This window comes from Fictibacillus sp. b24, assembly GCF_030348825.1.
GTDB lineage: Bacteria > Bacillota > Bacilli > Bacillales > Fictibacillaceae > Fictibacillus.
Genome location: NZ_JAUCES010000005.1, coordinates 2,237,538 through 2,252,262, shown reverse-complemented (window position 1 = coordinate 2,252,262; position 14,725 = coordinate 2,237,538). Strand labels below are relative to the sequence as shown.

The 14,725-nt window shown below is 39.0% G+C and carries 15 protein-coding genes; 14 read left to right on the top strand and 1 reads right to left on the bottom strand.

Going from position 1 to position 14,725, the window contains the following annotated elements:
* Positions 1–7 precede the first annotated feature (7 nt).
* The 5 genes from QUF49_RS11575 to spoVE all read left to right on the top strand — a co-directional run bounded on the left by QUF49_RS11575 (position 8) and on the right by spoVE (position 6,314).
* The gene (locus QUF49_RS11575; RefSeq protein ID WP_289495781.1) at positions 8–1,474 is read left to right on the top strand and encodes a UDP-N-acetylmuramoyl-L-alanyl-D-glutamate--2,6-diaminopimelate ligase; all 1,467 of its coding nucleotides are present in this window, start codon (positions 8–10) and stop codon (positions 1,472–1,474) included.
* Positions 1,471–2,853, top strand: coding sequence for a UDP-N-acetylmuramoyl-tripeptide--D-alanyl-D-alanine ligase (locus QUF49_RS11570; RefSeq protein WP_289495780.1), 1,383 nt, complete (start codon positions 1,471–1,473; stop codon positions 2,851–2,853). Before QUF49_RS11575 ends, QUF49_RS11570 begins: the two co-directional genes overlap by 4 nt.
* The gene (gene mraY / locus QUF49_RS11565) at positions 2,850–3,824 is read left to right on the top strand and encodes a phospho-N-acetylmuramoyl-pentapeptide-transferase (protein ID WP_289495779.1); all 975 of its coding nucleotides are present in this window, start codon (positions 2,850–2,852) and stop codon (positions 3,822–3,824) included. Before QUF49_RS11570 ends, mraY begins: the two co-directional genes overlap by 4 nt.
* A complete protein-coding gene (gene murD / locus QUF49_RS11560; protein WP_289495778.1) occupies positions 3,825–5,177 on the top strand; it encodes a UDP-N-acetylmuramoyl-L-alanine--D-glutamate ligase in 1,353 nt (450 codons plus the stop codon). It begins immediately after the preceding gene.
* Between the two features lie 69 nt (positions 5,178–5,246).
* Positions 5,247–6,314 carry a stage V sporulation protein E gene (spoVE, locus tag QUF49_RS11555; RefSeq protein WP_394605744.1) on the top strand — a complete coding sequence of 356 codons (1,068 nt, stop codon included), beginning with the start codon at positions 5,247–5,249 and terminating at the stop codon, positions 6,312–6,314.
* 86 nt (positions 6,315–6,400) lie between these two features.
* Here the strand turns inward: spoVE and QUF49_RS11550 are convergent, their stop codons facing one another.
* Entirely contained in the window at positions 6,401–6,550 is a 150-nt protein-coding gene (locus QUF49_RS11550; protein ID WP_289495776.1) for a hypothetical protein, read from the bottom strand.
* A 224-nt stretch (positions 6,551–6,774) separates the two neighbouring features.
* Between QUF49_RS11550 and murB the strand changes: the two genes are divergently transcribed.
* The 9 genes from murB to spoIIGA all read left to right on the top strand — a co-directional run bounded on the left by murB (position 6,775) and on the right by spoIIGA (position 14,717).
* Positions 6,775–7,686 carry a UDP-N-acetylmuramate dehydrogenase gene (murB, locus tag QUF49_RS11545; protein ID WP_289495775.1) on the top strand — a complete coding sequence of 304 codons (912 nt, stop codon included), beginning with the start codon at positions 6,775–6,777 and terminating at the stop codon, positions 7,684–7,686.
* Positions 7,687–7,917: 231 nt separating this feature from the next.
* Positions 7,918–8,697, top strand: a complete 780-nt coding sequence (locus tag QUF49_RS11540) for a cell division protein FtsQ/DivIB (protein WP_289495774.1) — start codon at positions 7,918–7,920, stop codon at positions 8,695–8,697.
* Positions 8,684–9,379, top strand: a complete 696-nt coding sequence (locus QUF49_RS11535; protein ID WP_289495773.1) for a DUF881 domain-containing protein — start codon at positions 8,684–8,686, stop codon at positions 9,377–9,379. The genes QUF49_RS11540 and QUF49_RS11535 overlap by 14 nt, the downstream gene beginning before the upstream one ends.
* A gap of 5 nt (positions 9,380–9,384) precedes the next feature.
* A complete protein-coding gene (locus tag QUF49_RS11530) occupies positions 9,385–10,092 on the top strand; it encodes a DUF881 domain-containing protein (RefSeq protein ID WP_289495772.1) in 708 nt (235 codons plus the stop codon).
* 1 nt (position 10,093) lies between these two features.
* Positions 10,094–10,447, top strand: a complete 354-nt coding sequence (locus QUF49_RS11525) for a small basic family protein (protein WP_066240553.1) — start codon at positions 10,094–10,096, stop codon at positions 10,445–10,447.
* A 145-nt stretch (positions 10,448–10,592) separates the two neighbouring features.
* Complete coding sequence (ftsA, locus tag QUF49_RS11520; RefSeq protein WP_066240556.1) at positions 10,593–11,876, top strand: cell division protein FtsA; 1,284 nt, start codon at positions 10,593–10,595, stop codon at positions 11,874–11,876.
* Positions 11,877–11,908: 32 nt separating this feature from the next.
* Positions 11,909–13,096, top strand: coding sequence for a cell division protein FtsZ (ftsZ, locus tag QUF49_RS11515; RefSeq protein WP_289495771.1), 1,188 nt, complete (start codon positions 11,909–11,911; stop codon positions 13,094–13,096).
* Between the two features lie 403 nt (positions 13,097–13,499).
* Positions 13,500–13,673, top strand: coding sequence for a hypothetical protein (locus QUF49_RS11510; protein ID WP_289495770.1), 174 nt, complete (start codon positions 13,500–13,502; stop codon positions 13,671–13,673).
* Between the two features lie 132 nt (positions 13,674–13,805).
* Positions 13,806–14,717: a sigma-E processing peptidase SpoIIGA gene (spoIIGA, locus tag QUF49_RS11505; RefSeq protein ID WP_289495769.1), complete on the top strand. Its 912-nt coding sequence runs from the start codon at positions 13,806–13,808 to the stop codon at positions 14,715–14,717.
* Positions 14,718–14,725: the final 8 nt, after the last annotated feature.

Below are 14,725 nucleotides of genomic sequence, written 5' to 3'. Positions count from 1 at the left end.
AGGATTAATGGAATTAAAAGAACTGCTTACATATTTAGTGAACTATGAAATGGATATTGAAGCCAATCCTGAAATTACCTCCATTGAAATGGATTCCAGGAAAGCTGGGAAAGGCTGTCTTTTTGTTTGTATGGAAGGACTTACTTTCGACGGCCATGATTTTGCCCAAACCGTTGCCAATAATGGTGCAGCGGCCATTTTAGCTGAAAAAGATATTGAAGTTAACATTCCAGTGATAAAAGTTAAAAACTCAAAAAAAGCACTCGCTGTTTTAGCTGATGCCTTTTATGGCCATCCATCTCAAAAGATGCACTTAATCGGCATAACGGGGACGAACGGAAAGACAACAACCTCTCATTTAATTGAAAAAGTGTTTAGAGATGCTGGTAAGAGTACAGGCATGATCGGCACGATTGAGATGAGAATTAAAGACCGCAAATATAAAGTAGCGAATACTACACCTGATTCATTATTTTTGCAGAATGCTTTTAATGAGATGACAAAAGAAAAAGTAGATGTAGCTGTCATGGAAGTTTCTTCACATGCCCTTGATCAAGGAAGAGTATGGGGCTGTGATTTTAACATTGCAGTGTTTACAAACCTGACACAAGATCATTTGGACTACCATAAAAATATGGAAGAATACCAGTTTGCAAAAAGTCTTTTGTTCTCTCAAATGGGGAATACTTATCAAAAGAATGATCGAAAAGTGGCAGTTTTGAACAATGATGATCCTGCTTCAAAAATTTTCGAGAGAGTAACATCAGCACAAGTAATCTCTTATGGAATTGACAATGAGAGTGATGTTCGAGCGACAAATATAACGATTGGATCTCAAGGTACGACATTTACTCTAAGTACACCGGTTGGATCTAGAGAAGTTACACTTAAACTTATCGGTAAATTCTCTGTTTATAACGTACTTGCAGCTACTACAGCTTGTTTATTATCTGGGTTAGAACTTGATCAGATCCTTTCCACACTGCAGGAGGTATCCGGAGTTCCGGGAAGATTCGAGCCAGTCATTGCAGGGCAGGATTTTACAGTGATCGTCGATTACTCACACACACCGGATAGCTTGGAGAACGTGTTGAGAACCATTAAAGAATTTGCAAATGGAAAGATAACTGCTATTGTTGGCTGCGGCGGAGATCGTGACAAAACGAAACGTCCGATCATGGCAGGCATTGCTGCGAATTTAGCTGACAATGCTATTTTTACTAGCGATAATCCACGTACAGAAGATCCTCTCCAAATCTTAAAAGATATGGAAGAAGGTGCTGACGAAGGAAATTATGTAACGATTCCAGATCGTAAAAAAGCGATTGAATATGCAGTTGAACGTGCAAAAACAGATGATGTTATACTAATCGCAGGCAAGGGGCATGAAACTTATCAGATCATTGGTAAAGACGTGTTAGAATTTGACGATAGGGTCGTTGCGAAGGAAGCGATTGAGGCGGTGAAAAAATGAAATTAGACATTAAAGAACTGATCACATTAGCAGACCGGTCGACAGGGAAAAAAGATAATCTGTTACTAGACGGAGTTTCAAAAGATACACGGCAAAAAAGCGAAAATTCACTATATCTCCCTATTGCGGGGGAGCGTTTTGATGGTCATGATTTTTTGCTTGATGCCATTCAGCGAGGCTGTACGGCTACCATCTGGCAAGAAGGAAAAGAACTTCCTGCTGGATTACCAGAAGATTTTCCGGTTCTTTACACGAAGGATACAGTAGAGTTCTTACAGAGAATCTCAAAATTTTATTTGAAAAAGATTAATCCAGTTGTCGTTGCTGTAACAGGCAGCAATGGAAAGACCACAACAAAAGATATGATTGAATGTGTGTCTGCAACAAACTTCAAAACTTTTAAAACGCAAGGGAATTACAATAATCATATCGGAATGCCTCTAACGATTCTGGCTATGGAAGAGTCGACGGAAGTTTTAATTCTTGAAATGGGTATGAGCGATTATGGTGAAATCTCTTTGTTGAGCAAAATTGCAGAGCCAGATGTTGCGGTAATCACAAATATTGGTGAGAGTCACCTTGAACAGCTTGGGAGCCGCGAAGGTATTGCAAAAGCAAAGCTTGAGATCGCAGATGGATTAAAGCAAGGCGGGTTGTTCATCATCGATGGAGACGAACCGCTTCTTTCTCATGTTAAAGGTGAAAATGTACTGCAAGTTGGATTTGGAGACTCATCTACTTTAAAACTGTCCAATATAAAAACAGATGCGAAAGGTGTTTCCTTTACTTTAGAAGAAGGTACTACCGTTTACCGCATTCCTATGCTTGGCCGACATAATATAAAAAATGCTGCATATGCGATTGCAGTTGGGCATTACTTGAATATAGAAGAAAATAAAATCTTAGAGGGTCTAGAGAGTTTAAAAGTAACATCGATGAGACTTGAAATGAAAAGCGGTAAGAAGGAAACACTCCTTATCAACGATGCTTACAATGCAAGTCCTACAAGTATGATTGCTGCATTAGAAACGCTCTCAGAGTTAAAGGACTATTCTAAGAAAGTTGCAGTTCTTGGTGATATGTACGAACTAGGTTCTAACGAGGAAGAAATGCATAGAAAAATTGCAGATCATGTGGATGATTCAATTAACCATGTAATTTGTGTAGGGCAAAAAGGTGCATGGATTGCAGATGAATTGAATAAACAAAAGCGAAAGAATCTTGAGGTTGTTCAATGTCTGACAAAAGAAGAAGCTATAAATCCAATCGAAAGTTTGTTATCGAAAGACACTGCAATTCTTTTTAAAGCATCCAGAGGGATGGTACTTGAAACCCTTATATCTACATTTTTAGAAGAAGAACAGGAGTCGAAAAAATGATTGAGCAAGTCTTATTATTTACTTTAGTAGCATCCTTCTTACTAGCGGTACTGAGTTCACCTTTTTTTATCCCGTTTTTAAGAAGATTAAAATTTGGGCAGAGTATTCGTGATGAAGGCCCAAAATCCCATCAAAAGAAGCAAGGAACACCTACTATGGGTGGAATTGTAATCGTACTGGCGCTAGTGATAGCAACATATGCGATGACAGCGAAGTTTTTTGCTATTACAGCTGAAACTCACTTGCTTATCCTTGTAACATTAGGATATGGACTTATTGGATTCTTAGATGATTATATAAAAGTAGTGAAGAAGAGAAACTTAGGGTTAACTTCTAAGCAAAAACTGATTGGCCAGCTGATTATAGCTGCTCTTTTCTTCCTGGGTTTAAGGGTAATCGATTTCTCAACTGTAGTTTCCGTTCCAGGAACCGATTTTTCGTTGGACCTTGGCTGGTTCTATCCGGTATTGGTAGTTTTCATGCTGATCGGTGCGTCAAATGCGGTTAACCTTACAGATGGATTAGATGGCTTGCTTGCAGGTACAGCTGCCATTGCATTTGGAGCATTTGCAGTACTATCTTCAACTGTTCTTCAGTTCGAAGCGGCAATTTTTTCTGTTGCGGTAGTAGGAGCAGTGCTCGGGTTCTTAGTATTTAATGCGCATCCTGCAAAGGTATTTATGGGGGATACAGGATCTCTTGCACTTGGAGGAGCCATAAGTGCTGTTGCGATTTTAACAAAGTTGGAGATCTTGCTTGTTATTATTGGAGGAGTTTTCGTTATTGAAACACTCTCTGTCATGATTCAAGTAACTTCTTTTAAACTAACAGGTCGGCGTGTCTTTAAAATGAGTCCGCTTCACCATCATTATGAATTATCTGGCTGGAGTGAATGGCGCATCGTTGTAACGTTCTGGCTTGTAGGACTTGTATTTGCTGCATTAGGAATTTATTTAGAGGTGTGGGTTTAGATGAAAAACACTGAGTTCTTTAAGGGAAAGAATATATTAATTGTTGGATTAGCCAAAAGCGGTTTTGCTGCAGCAAAACTGCTTCATTCTTTTGGGGCGCATTTATTTGTAAATGATAAAAGCCCAAGAGAAGGAAATATTGAAGCCGAAAAACTGGAACAGCTTGGCATTGAAGTCGTTTGTGGAGCTCATCCACTAACATTGCTTGATAATAATCTGGATTTTATCGTGAAAAATCCAGGAATTCCGTATGAAAACCCATTGTTAGCTGAAGCAGTAAAGCGCAATATTCCAATCTATACAGAAGTGGAAATCGCCGGAATGATCGCAGATGCTTCTATTATTGCGATAACTGGATCGAATGGTAAGACAACAACAACTACACTAATTGGTGAGATGTTAAAAAATAGTGAAAAAACACCAATAGTTGCTGGGAATATTGGTACGGTATTTTCTGAAGTTGCTGCTGAATCAACACCAGACGATATTTTAGTAGCGGAACTATCCAGCTTTCAGCTAATGGGTACTGAACGATTTAAACCGGAAATCTCAGTCTTTCTGAATCTTTTTGAAGCACATCTAGATTATCATGGTTCCATAGACGAATATGGAAAAGCAAAAGCAAAGATAACTGAGAATCAGAATTCGGATGATTATACGATCTATAACGCTGATGATGAAAAAGTATCAGCGTTAATGAAGAGTTCTCGTGCTAAGCACATTCCTTTTTCCGTTACAAAGAAGTGTACAGAAGGGGTTTACATACAAGAAGATGCCCTTTATTTTCAAGAGCAAAAGGTTATTGAATTAAAAGACATCGTTCTTCCTGGTAAGCATAATCTTTCTAACATTATGGCTGCGGTGGGCGCTTCAATATTAGCAGGAGCTAAAACAGAACAGATTCGTCACGTTTTAACTACCTTCCCTGGAGTGAAACACAGGCTTCAATATGTTGATGAAAAAAACGGCAGGCGCTTTTACAATGACTCTAAAGCTACGAATATATTAGCAACAAATGCAGCACTATCAGCATTTCATAATCCTGTCATTCTATTGGCAGGTGGGCTTGACCGAGGAAATTCGTTTGACGATCTAATTCCTGCACTAAAAAATGTTAAGGCGATGGTTACATTTGGCCAGACAGCTGAAAAATTAGCTGATGCAGGAAAACAAGCAGGAATAGAAACAATTAAACGTGCTGATAATGTGGAAGAAGCTGTTCCCCTAGCTTACAGCCTTTCTCATGAAGAAGACGTTATATTGTTATCTCCCGCTTGTGCAAGCTGGGATCAATATAAGACTTTTGAACAAAGAGGGGACATGTTTATCAACTCCGTGCATAAACTTAAATAAGGTTTGTACAAAAAATAAGAGTTGAGGTGTTTCCCTTTGCCTGCAACGAGATCAACCCCTGATATTATTATGATTGTGGTCACGCTATTGCTGTTATCCATTGGAATCATAATGGTTTATAGCGCGAGTGCGGATTTAGGTCTATACAAATTTGATGATGCTTTCTTTTTTGCTAAACGGCAGTTGTTGTTTGCCGGTGTAGGGATTGCAGCAATGTTTTTTATTATGAATATCAACTATATGACATGGAGAGTCTGGTCTAAGATTCTATTAATCATTTGTTTCGTATTGTTGATCGCAGTCCTCATTCCAGGTGTAGGAATGGTGCGTGGTGGTGCAAGAAGCTGGATAGGTGTGGGAGCTTTCTCCATACAGCCTTCCGAATTTATGAAACTGGCCATGATTACTTTTTTAGCTAAATATTTATCAGAGCACCAAAAAAAGATCACATCTCTAAAACAAGGCTTGTTGCCTACACTAGGATTGGTGATGGTAGCTTTTGCTATGATCATGCTGCAGCCTGACTTGGGTACAGGGGCGGTTATGGTTGGAACAAGTATAGTTATGGTGTTTGTGGCTGGTGCGCGCATCTCTCATTTTGTAGGTATGGGTTTGATCGGTCTTATAGGGCTTGCCGGATTAATCATATCAGCTCCTTATCGGATTAAGAGGATTACTTCATTCCTTGATCCTTGGAGCGATCCTTTAGGAAGCGGCTTTCAGATTATCCAGTCTTTATATTCCCTTGGACCTGGCGGGCTGCTCGGTTTAGGCTTAGGTCAGAGCAGACAGAAGTTTGGGTATCTTCCTGAGCCTCAAACGGATTTTATTTTTGCCATACTTTCTGAGGAACTTGGATTTATCGGTGCTGTCTTTGTTCTAATTCTGTTCAGTCTGCTGCTATGGCGTGGAATAAGAATTGCATTAGGAGCTCCAGATCTATTCGGCAGTTTTTTAGCGATTGGAATCATTGGAATGGTAGCCATTCAAGTTATGATTAACATCGGAGTAGTCACAGGATTAATGCCAGTAACAGGAATAACATTACCATTTTTAAGTTATGGAGGTTCATCGCTAACATTGATGCTTGCATCTATCGGAGTAATCCTCAATATTAGCCGCTATTCAAGGTATTAATACTTGAGTTTCAGTGGAATTTCTCTTATTCTAAACATAGCGATTTAAAGACAATACCCTGTCAATTATGGCAGGGTATCTTCTTTTTATTTATTCTTTTCGCAAAAGCTGGTTGCTTGTGAAAGCAGTTGATTTCCGTTCCAGGTGCTTCGCTTTCCGCGGGGCGTCCGGTGAGCCCCCTGCCGCTTTGCGCCTATAGTGGTCTCACCTGACCGCTCGTCCCGCAGGAGTCTCACACCTTACACTACAATCAACTTTCAATGAAGAGGATGAGAAAACATAAATAAGTAAACAGCAATTTTATAGAAATTACTCTTCTATAAAAATGACAAAAAGAGTAACAAAAAGAGAAATTCATTCGAATACTACTTTGTCGATGTTTATGAACATTGAAAACATGGAAAAGATTAACGCATAGCATATAAATAGAATGATGCGTATGAATGTAGGGGGTTTTATTATGTATAGCCAATTAGCGGAAGTATTAAAAAATGAAGATCTAGGAACAGTTCTTGTTAATGAACCATTAAAAAATCATACCACTTTAAAAATAGGGGGTCCTGCCGATCTTTATTTTGAGCCTAAAGACATTGAAAGTCTTAAAAAAGCTTTAACTTATATTAAAGAAGCTAATGCTCCAATTCGTGCGATTGGAAGAGGATCAAACCTTTTAGTAGCTGACGGAGGCATCGAAGGAGTTGTTATCAAAGTAGGGGAGGGGCTTAACCACCTTGAAAAAAATGATAATAAAATAAAGGTCGGTGGAGGGTACTCCTTGATTACTCTTGCAACTCTAATGTCTCGTGAAGCATTTACCGGTCTTGAATTCGCAGCAGGTATACCTGGATCAGTCGGCGGTGCCGTATTTATGAATGCAGGTGCACATGGATCAGATATGTCAAGAATTCTTGAAAAAGCTTTAATTCTATTTCCTGACGGTGAATTAAAATGGCTTTCAAATGAGGAGCTTCGTTTTTCTTATCGTACATCCGTACTTCAAGAAACAGGCGGAATTTGTGTCGAAGCCGTACTCACCTTAGAAAAAGGTGAAAAAGAAACGATTATGTCAGAGCTTAAAAAGAATAAAGAATACAGAAAAAACACTCAGCCTTGGAATTTTCCATGCTGCGGAAGTGTGTTCCGTAATCCTTTGCCGAACTATGCGGGTCAGCTAATTGAAAAATCAGGACTAAAAGGAACACAAATTGGTGGAGCTCAAGTATCTGAGATGCATGCAAATTTCATCGTAAATACAGGAGATGCCAAAGCGAAAGACGTACTAGATCTAATTAGCTTTATTCAAAAAACAATAAAAGAAAAGCACGATGTTGAACTTGAAACAGAGGTTGAAATCATCGGCCGAAATGATTAGCAAAAAATTGGATAAATAGTGCTGAAATGGGCCATATCCGTGCTATAATACAAAGAACAAGAAAAAATTAACTTTTGACGTTTCAAAACGAACTATTTATTTCGTTTTCTTCTGATAGTTGGACTGTTATCAGTACCTTTAATGAAGACTTGGCGTCTCACTGCCAAGTTCTTTTATTTCTGTCGGCAGTTAATGATTTCTTGAACTATATTTATAAATCGGAGGAAGAGGATGGACAAGGTAAAGGTTGTCAAAATTGAGGACCGAATTCCGAAGCTGAAAGAACACCGTAAACAAAAAGCAAATCGCCGTCTTATATTTTACTTGTCCTTTTTCTTCCTGTTATTGATGGTCGTTGTTTATTTTCAATCTGATCTAAGTCATGTGAAAAAAATTACGGTCACAGGCAACTATTTTGTAACTGATAAAGAAATTTTGAAAAAAAGTAAGGTCTCTACAAAAACAAAATACTTAAATGTTTCAGGAGACGACATCGCTAAAAAGTTAGAAGGCATCGAAGAGATCAGTTCAGTTTCCATTGAAAAAAAGTTTTTTAACCATGTAGTAATCAAGGTTAGCGAATTTCAGCGGGTTGGTTATTTTAGAAAAGAAGATACATATTATCCGATGCTTCAAAATGGTAAGATGTTAGAACCTCTTAAAAAGAGTGAGAGACCTGTTAACGCACCGATTATCGTGAGCTGGGAAGATCCTGAACAGCTTGAAACGATGGCGCAGGAACTCCAAAAGCTTCCTGAGGGAATCATTCATCGAATATCCGAAATAACGCATACACCCGCATCAAATAATTCAAATCAACTAACATTGTTTATGACAGATGGAAACAAAGTTGTTACCTCAATTTCGAAGTTCTCTGAAAGGCTTTCTGCATATCCATCTTTAGTGGATGAGCTGAAGCCTGATGAAAAAGGTACGTTTTATTTAGGAATCAGTACACGCTTTGAAAGTTACAACCGAGCAGTTACGGAGGAAAGTAATGAGCAAAATTAGTGGGAAGCATCTTTTCCTGTCTTTAATCCTTCTAGTTACCGGGTTCATATTATCCTTCTCCTATCAAAGAGCACAGATTGAAAAACAAAACGTTGTTCAAAACAATGAATGGAAAAAAGAAGATTCATTGCGCAGCCAGATTCTTAGTCTACAAAAAACAAATCGTGAATTAGCAGTTGAACTTAAAGGACTGCAGCAGGATGTTCAGAAAAAAGAAAGCAAACTGGCTAATCAAGAGGAGATATCTTCTAAACTAGTTGAAGATTTAAAAGAGCTCAGAATGGTAGTTGGAAACGTGAAAGTGAAAGGGGAGGGAGTAGAAGTTACTCTCCAAGACTCCTCTTATATCCCGGAAGGGGCGAATCCTAATGATTATATCGTCCATGAAGAACATATAAGGAGTGTTATTGACGAACTGCACGTATCAGGTGCAGAAGCGATTGCGATAAACGGCCAGAGAATTTCTCATGACACCTATATTGCGTGTATCGGACCCGTTGTATCTGTTGATGGAAACCAATATCCTGCACCATTTGTCATTACCGCTATCGGTAATTCTTCGACTTTGGAAAAATCTTTAAATCTATATTTAGTCGATAAAATTGTCAATGATGGTGTAGAAGTTAGGGTGGAACAAGAGGGCGCGATTGAGATGGAGCCATTTATTACAGAAGAGGGATGAGTGAGTTGAAAGAAAGACAATTCATGTTCGCAACTATTGCCCTCATTATCGGTGGAATGCTGGCGATCCAATTTGAGACCACAAACAACCCTGTCGTTCGAGACACAAGAGATCTATGGGATTTAAGAGCTGATTTGGAAAAAGAAAAACAGCGTCAGCAGGAGCTTAATGAGGAACTTGAACGTTATAGTGAACTTTTAGATCAGTATCAAGGTGAAGGTAAGGATGAAAAAATCCAGGCAATGGAAAATGCAATGACAGATTTAAAAAAACAGGCTGGATTAACGACAGTTAGCGGACAAGGAATCGTAATAACGATCGAACCTTTTAATAACGAGCTAATTGGAGTAGATCGCCCTCTGCCGAAAATTGATCCTGATATGCTGAGAAGACTTGTTAATGAATTAAATAGATATGATGCGAAAGAAATCAGTATAGATGGGCAGCGTATCGTATCGAAAACACCGATCCGGGAAGTAAATGGAAACATTTATATAAACAATGAGCCTGTTTCTTCATTTCCTATCGAAATCAAAGTGCTGGCAAAAGACAATGAAAAACTTCATCAAAAAATCATTGCATCACCTGCTGTAGAAGAGTTTATACGAGAAAATTTTCTTGTGGAATCGTCTCCAGCAGCAAAAGTAATTCTGCCAGCTTTTGATAAAAGTATGAAAGTGAAGTTTATGAAACCGGCAAAGGAGGAAACTTAAGATGTGGTTACCGGTACTTGGACTATTGTTAGGCCTTCTATTGGGTTTCATGTCTGATATCCGGGTCCCTCCTGAATACTCAAACTATTTATCAATAGCTGTTTTGGCTGCATTAGATACACTATTTGGAGGTATACGTGCACACCTGCAAGGCAGTTTTGAAGATAAAGTGTTCATTACAGGTTTTTTCTTTAATATTTTACTGGCTGCCGGGCTCGCGTATTTAGGAGTACATCTCGGTATTGACCTGTATTTAGCTGCAATTTTTGCGTTTGGTGTAAGGTTGTTTAATAATATTGCTGTTATTCGGCGATTAATTATTTCAAAATGGTCAGATTCACGCAAAAAGGCCTAAAAAATTTGAAAAAACGGTAAAAAAAAAGAGGGATAACCCGTTGTTTGTGGAATTTATTCCATAATTAAGCGAAAATCAAGGAATTTCGTTCATCTAATATGAACGAAGAAGATTTAATGGATGAAAGGTTAGGAGGTGCCACAGAATGAACAGCAATGAAATTTATGTAAGTTTAGACATCGGTACATCCAATATTAAAGTGATCATTGGAGAAATGACCAGTGAATCCTTTAATGTTATTGGTGTTGGCCATGCAAAATCAGCTGGAATCAGAAAAGGTTCCATTGTAGATATTGATGAAACTGTTCGTTCCATAAGAAAGGCCGTTGAGCAGGCAGAAAGAATGTTAGGTATTCCAATTAATGCTGTAATAGTAGGTGTGAAAGGAAACCATATTCAACTTCAGCCTTGTCATGGTGTAGTAGCAGTATCAAGAGAAGACCGTGAAATTGGTGATGATGATATTGCTAGAGTAATAGAGGCAGCTCAGGTAATGTCTGTGCCTCCTGAAAGAGAAATTATAGATGTGATTCCTCGACAGTTCATTGTTGATGGAACAGATGAGATTATTGATCCGAGAGGCATGCTGGGTGTGCGCCTTGAGATGGAAGGAACGGTTATTACTGGTTCCAAGACAATCTTACATAATTTATTGCGTTGCGTAGAGCGAGCAGGACTTACAGTGGCGGATATTTGTTTAGAGCCATTGGCTACATCATCTATTGCACTTTCACGAGATGAGATGGAACTTGGCGTGGCATTGATTGATATTGGCGGGGGTTCAACAACGCTTTCCGTTTTTGACCAAGGTACAATGCAGCTTACATCTGTTCTTCCAATCGGCGGAGACTTTATCACAAAAGACATTTCTATTGGATTAAGGACTTCGGCTGAGGATGCAGAGAAAATTAAACTAAAACATGGACATTCATTTGTGGATTATGCATCAAAAGATGAGACATTTACCGTTTCACAAATTGGATCTTCACAAGACCAGGAAATCTCTCAATATGAACTTTCTTTAATTATTGAGGCCCGCATGGCTGAAATATTTGAGATGATCGACGATGAATTGCATCAGCGCGGATATTCCGAATTGCCAGGCGGTTTTGTTATAACAGGTGGGGTTGCTGCTATCCCAGGAGTGCTCGAACTCGCTCAAGATATTTTTCAGCAAAATGTAAGAGTTTCATTGCCGGATTATATCGGAGTTAGAGAACCGAAATTTACAGCTGGAGTTGGATTGATTCAATTCACTCACAAAAATATTAAAGTTCAAGGTAAAGAAGTTGCTTCTGCATTAGCTGAAAATGCTGGGGAACCTTTACCAAAGAAGAAACAACAATCCAGCCAAAAGCCGGCTCAAGAAAAACAGCCTGGTGGCATGAAATCAAAAGTCAAAGACTGGTTTGGTTTATTTTTCGAATAACATTAAGGAACTAGTCATTAGGAGGAACGCTCATGTTAGAGTTTGATATGAATATGGATCAATTGGCGACAATTAAAGTTATTGGTGTTGGCGGCGGCGGAAGCAACGCAGTTAACCGAATGATCGAGCATGGTGTACAAGGTGTAGAATTTATTTGTGTTAACACAGATGCTCAAGCACTAAATCTTTCAAAAGCACCTGTAAAAATGCAAATCGGAACAAAACTAACTCGAGGATTAGGCGCAGGCGCAAATCCTGATATCGGAAAGAAAGCTGCAGAAGAAAGCCGTGAGCAGATTGAAGAAGCACTTAGCGGTGCTGACATGGTTTTCGTTACTGCTGGAATGGGCGGCGGTACTGGAACAGGTGCAGCTCCTGTAGTAGCTGAGATTGCTAAAGATCTTGGAGCTCTTACAGTTGGTGTTGTTACTAGACCATTTACATTTGAAGGACGTAAACGTTCTACTCAAGCTGTTGGCGGAATCTCTGTTCTAAAAGAAAAAGTAGATACCCTTATCGTCATTCCAAATGATCGTTTGCTTGAAATCGTTGACAAAAATACGCCAATGTTAGAAGCTTTCCGTGAAGCAGATAACGTTCTTCGCCAAGGTGTACAAGGTATCTCAGATTTGATCGCTGTACCTGGATTAATCAACCTTGACTTTGCAGACGTAAAAACGATCATGACTGAACGTGGATCTGCACTTATGGGTATTGGGGTAGGTACAGGTGAAAACCGTGCCGCTGAAGCAGCTAAAAAAGCGATTTCATCTCCGCTTCTTGAAACTTCTATTGATGGAGCAAAAGGTGTATTGATGAATATTACTGGTGGAGCTAACTTGAGTCTTTATGAAGTTAACGAAGCAGCTGATATTGTTTCTTCTGCATCAGACCCTGAAGTAAACATGATCTTCGGTTCCGTAATTAATGAAGAGCTAAAAGATGAGATTTTAGTAACGGTAATTGCAACTGGTTTTGATGAAACCGAAAAAATGGTGAACAACCAACAGAGAGCTGAGCGTCCAAGAATGCAGCAATCTCCTGCATCTAGCCAATCTCACTCTTCACAAAGCCAATCACAGCCACAGAGCCAGTCTCAAGGGCAACAGCGTGAAGAGAGTCAGTCCGAATCAAGAAGCACTTCTTATTCAAACGCTGATTCAGATACGTTGGATATTCCAACATTCCTGCGTAACCGCAGCCGTAACAGAAGAAGATAAGTACAAAAAATAAAAGCATGTTCTCAATAATACGAGAGCATGCTTTTTTTGTCATTTTTAAAAGCTGTTTGCATATCATTGTTGCATTTGATAGTAGTTGATTTCCGCTCCAGGTTGCTCGCTTTCCACGGGGCGTACGGTGAGCCTCCTGCCGCTTTGCGTCTTTAGGAGTCTCCACCTGACCGCTCGTCCCGTAGGAGTCGGCACCCTTGCGCTCCAATCTACATGCAAATGAAGAGAATGAAAAAAGATTAAAACATTCAAAATCAATAAACCTCTAGAAACAGCCTATCAAAAGAATTATTGCTTTTTTCTTTTTCTACAACAGTGATAATTGACAAGTAGAATGTTGCTGCGTAGAGATTTATCAGATGCTTCATTGAACAGTTGATTGTAGTGGAAGGTGCGAGACTCCTGCGGGACAGGCGGGCAGGTGAGACACTTAAGATTGAAACGTACGAATGTGGCTCACCGCCTGCCCCGCGGAAAGCGAGCACCTGAAACGGAAATCAACCACTTTCAAGAGCAGCAAGGATTACAAAAAAAGCGTTTAATTTTGTCATATTCTTGTCCTTAAAGCGTATATCTAACATATAAGTTTTTTTGACAAAAAAAGAGAAAATAAGAACAATACTTCTCTCATAAACTGACAGACTTTCAAACAACCTATACGTTATACTAATTTCAAAATTAAGAAAGGAGAAAACCAATGACCCTATATTTGGACGTCATTTGGTTTCTTAATTTCTGCATTGATTATGTATTGATTTCTTTAACAGCGTATGTGCTTAAGCGCAATGCATCGAAAACAAGAATCCTTCTTGCTTCACTATTAGCCTCTTGTTATGTGTTTCTAGTGATCTACCCAGAACTTATGTTATTTTCTCAGCCGGTTTTAAAGTTTCTTTTCTCAATCGTGATCATGATTGTCGCATTCGGTTTTAAACGGTTTAAGTTTTTACTAAAGAATATTGCCATGTTTTATTTTGTTTCCTTTGTAACAGGCGGTGGGATTTTTGCTCTTCATTACTTTATGCAAAGTGATGCAGTGATTATGAATGGAGTTATTACAACAAAAAGCACAGGTATGGGTGATCCGATAAGCTGGCTATTTGTTGCTGCTGGTGTACCTGCTCTTATGTTTTTCTCTAAGAGAAGAGTAGATGACATTACTGTGGAAAAAATGGATTCCAACAGTTTTGTCTCTGTGAAGATCTCAATCGGAGAAGTCATTATAACTGCAAATGGACTTATTGATACCGGTAACAAATTATATGATCCTATTTCAAAAATGCCTGTAATGATACTTGATATGAATATTCATGGGAATTCATTCCCCGAAATTATCCAAACTGCGGCTCAGGATGTACTGTCAATGGACACCGGTGAAAACGAGCACCCTTGGCTCAACAGACTTAGAATCGTTCCATACCGGGCTGTGGGACATCAGCAATTTTTAGCTTGTCTAAAACCTGATCACATTGAAATTGAGAAAGATGGAACGTCGGTTGTTTCTCCGCAAAGTTTAATTGGATTAAGCTGGACTGAATTATCTAGTGAAGGTCAATTTGATGCGATTGTGCACCCAAAGATGTACCTGCAACATGTACAAGCGTCTTAGTATGAAGA

Excerpts from the sequence above, each read along its gene's own strand:
- spoVE (WP_394605744.1), top strand. The coding sequence starts at position 5,247 with ATGATTGTGGTCACGCTATTGCTGTTATCCATTGGAATCATAATGGTT.
- QUF49_RS11540 (WP_289495774.1), top strand. The coding sequence starts at position 7,918 with ATGGACAAGGTAAAGGTTGTCAAAATTGAGGACCGAATTCCGAAGCTG.
- QUF49_RS11525 (WP_066240553.1), top strand. The coding sequence starts at position 10,094 with ATGTGGTTACCGGTACTTGGACTATTGTTAGGCCTTCTATTGGGTTTC.
- murB (WP_289495775.1), top strand. The coding sequence starts at position 6,775 with ATGTATAGCCAATTAGCGGAAGTATTAAAAAATGAAGATCTAGGAACA.
- mraY (WP_289495779.1), top strand. The coding sequence starts at position 2,850 with ATGATTGAGCAAGTCTTATTATTTACTTTAGTAGCATCCTTCTTACTA.
- QUF49_RS11535 (WP_289495773.1), top strand. The coding sequence starts at position 8,684 with ATGAGCAAAATTAGTGGGAAGCATCTTTTCCTGTCTTTAATCCTTCTA.
- QUF49_RS11570 (WP_289495780.1), top strand. The coding sequence starts at position 1,471 with ATGAAATTAGACATTAAAGAACTGATCACATTAGCAGACCGGTCGACA.
- spoIIGA (WP_289495769.1), top strand. The coding sequence starts at position 13,806 with ATGACCCTATATTTGGACGTCATTTGGTTTCTTAATTTCTGCATTGAT.
- murD (WP_289495778.1), top strand. The coding sequence starts at position 3,825 with ATGAAAAACACTGAGTTCTTTAAGGGAAAGAATATATTAATTGTTGGA.
- ftsA (WP_066240556.1), top strand. The coding sequence starts at position 10,593 with ATGAACAGCAATGAAATTTATGTAAGTTTAGACATCGGTACATCCAAT.
- ftsZ (WP_289495771.1), top strand. The coding sequence starts at position 11,909 with ATGTTAGAGTTTGATATGAATATGGATCAATTGGCGACAATTAAAGTT.
- QUF49_RS11575 (WP_289495781.1), top strand. The coding sequence starts at position 8 with ATGGAATTAAAAGAACTGCTTACATATTTAGTGAACTATGAAATGGAT.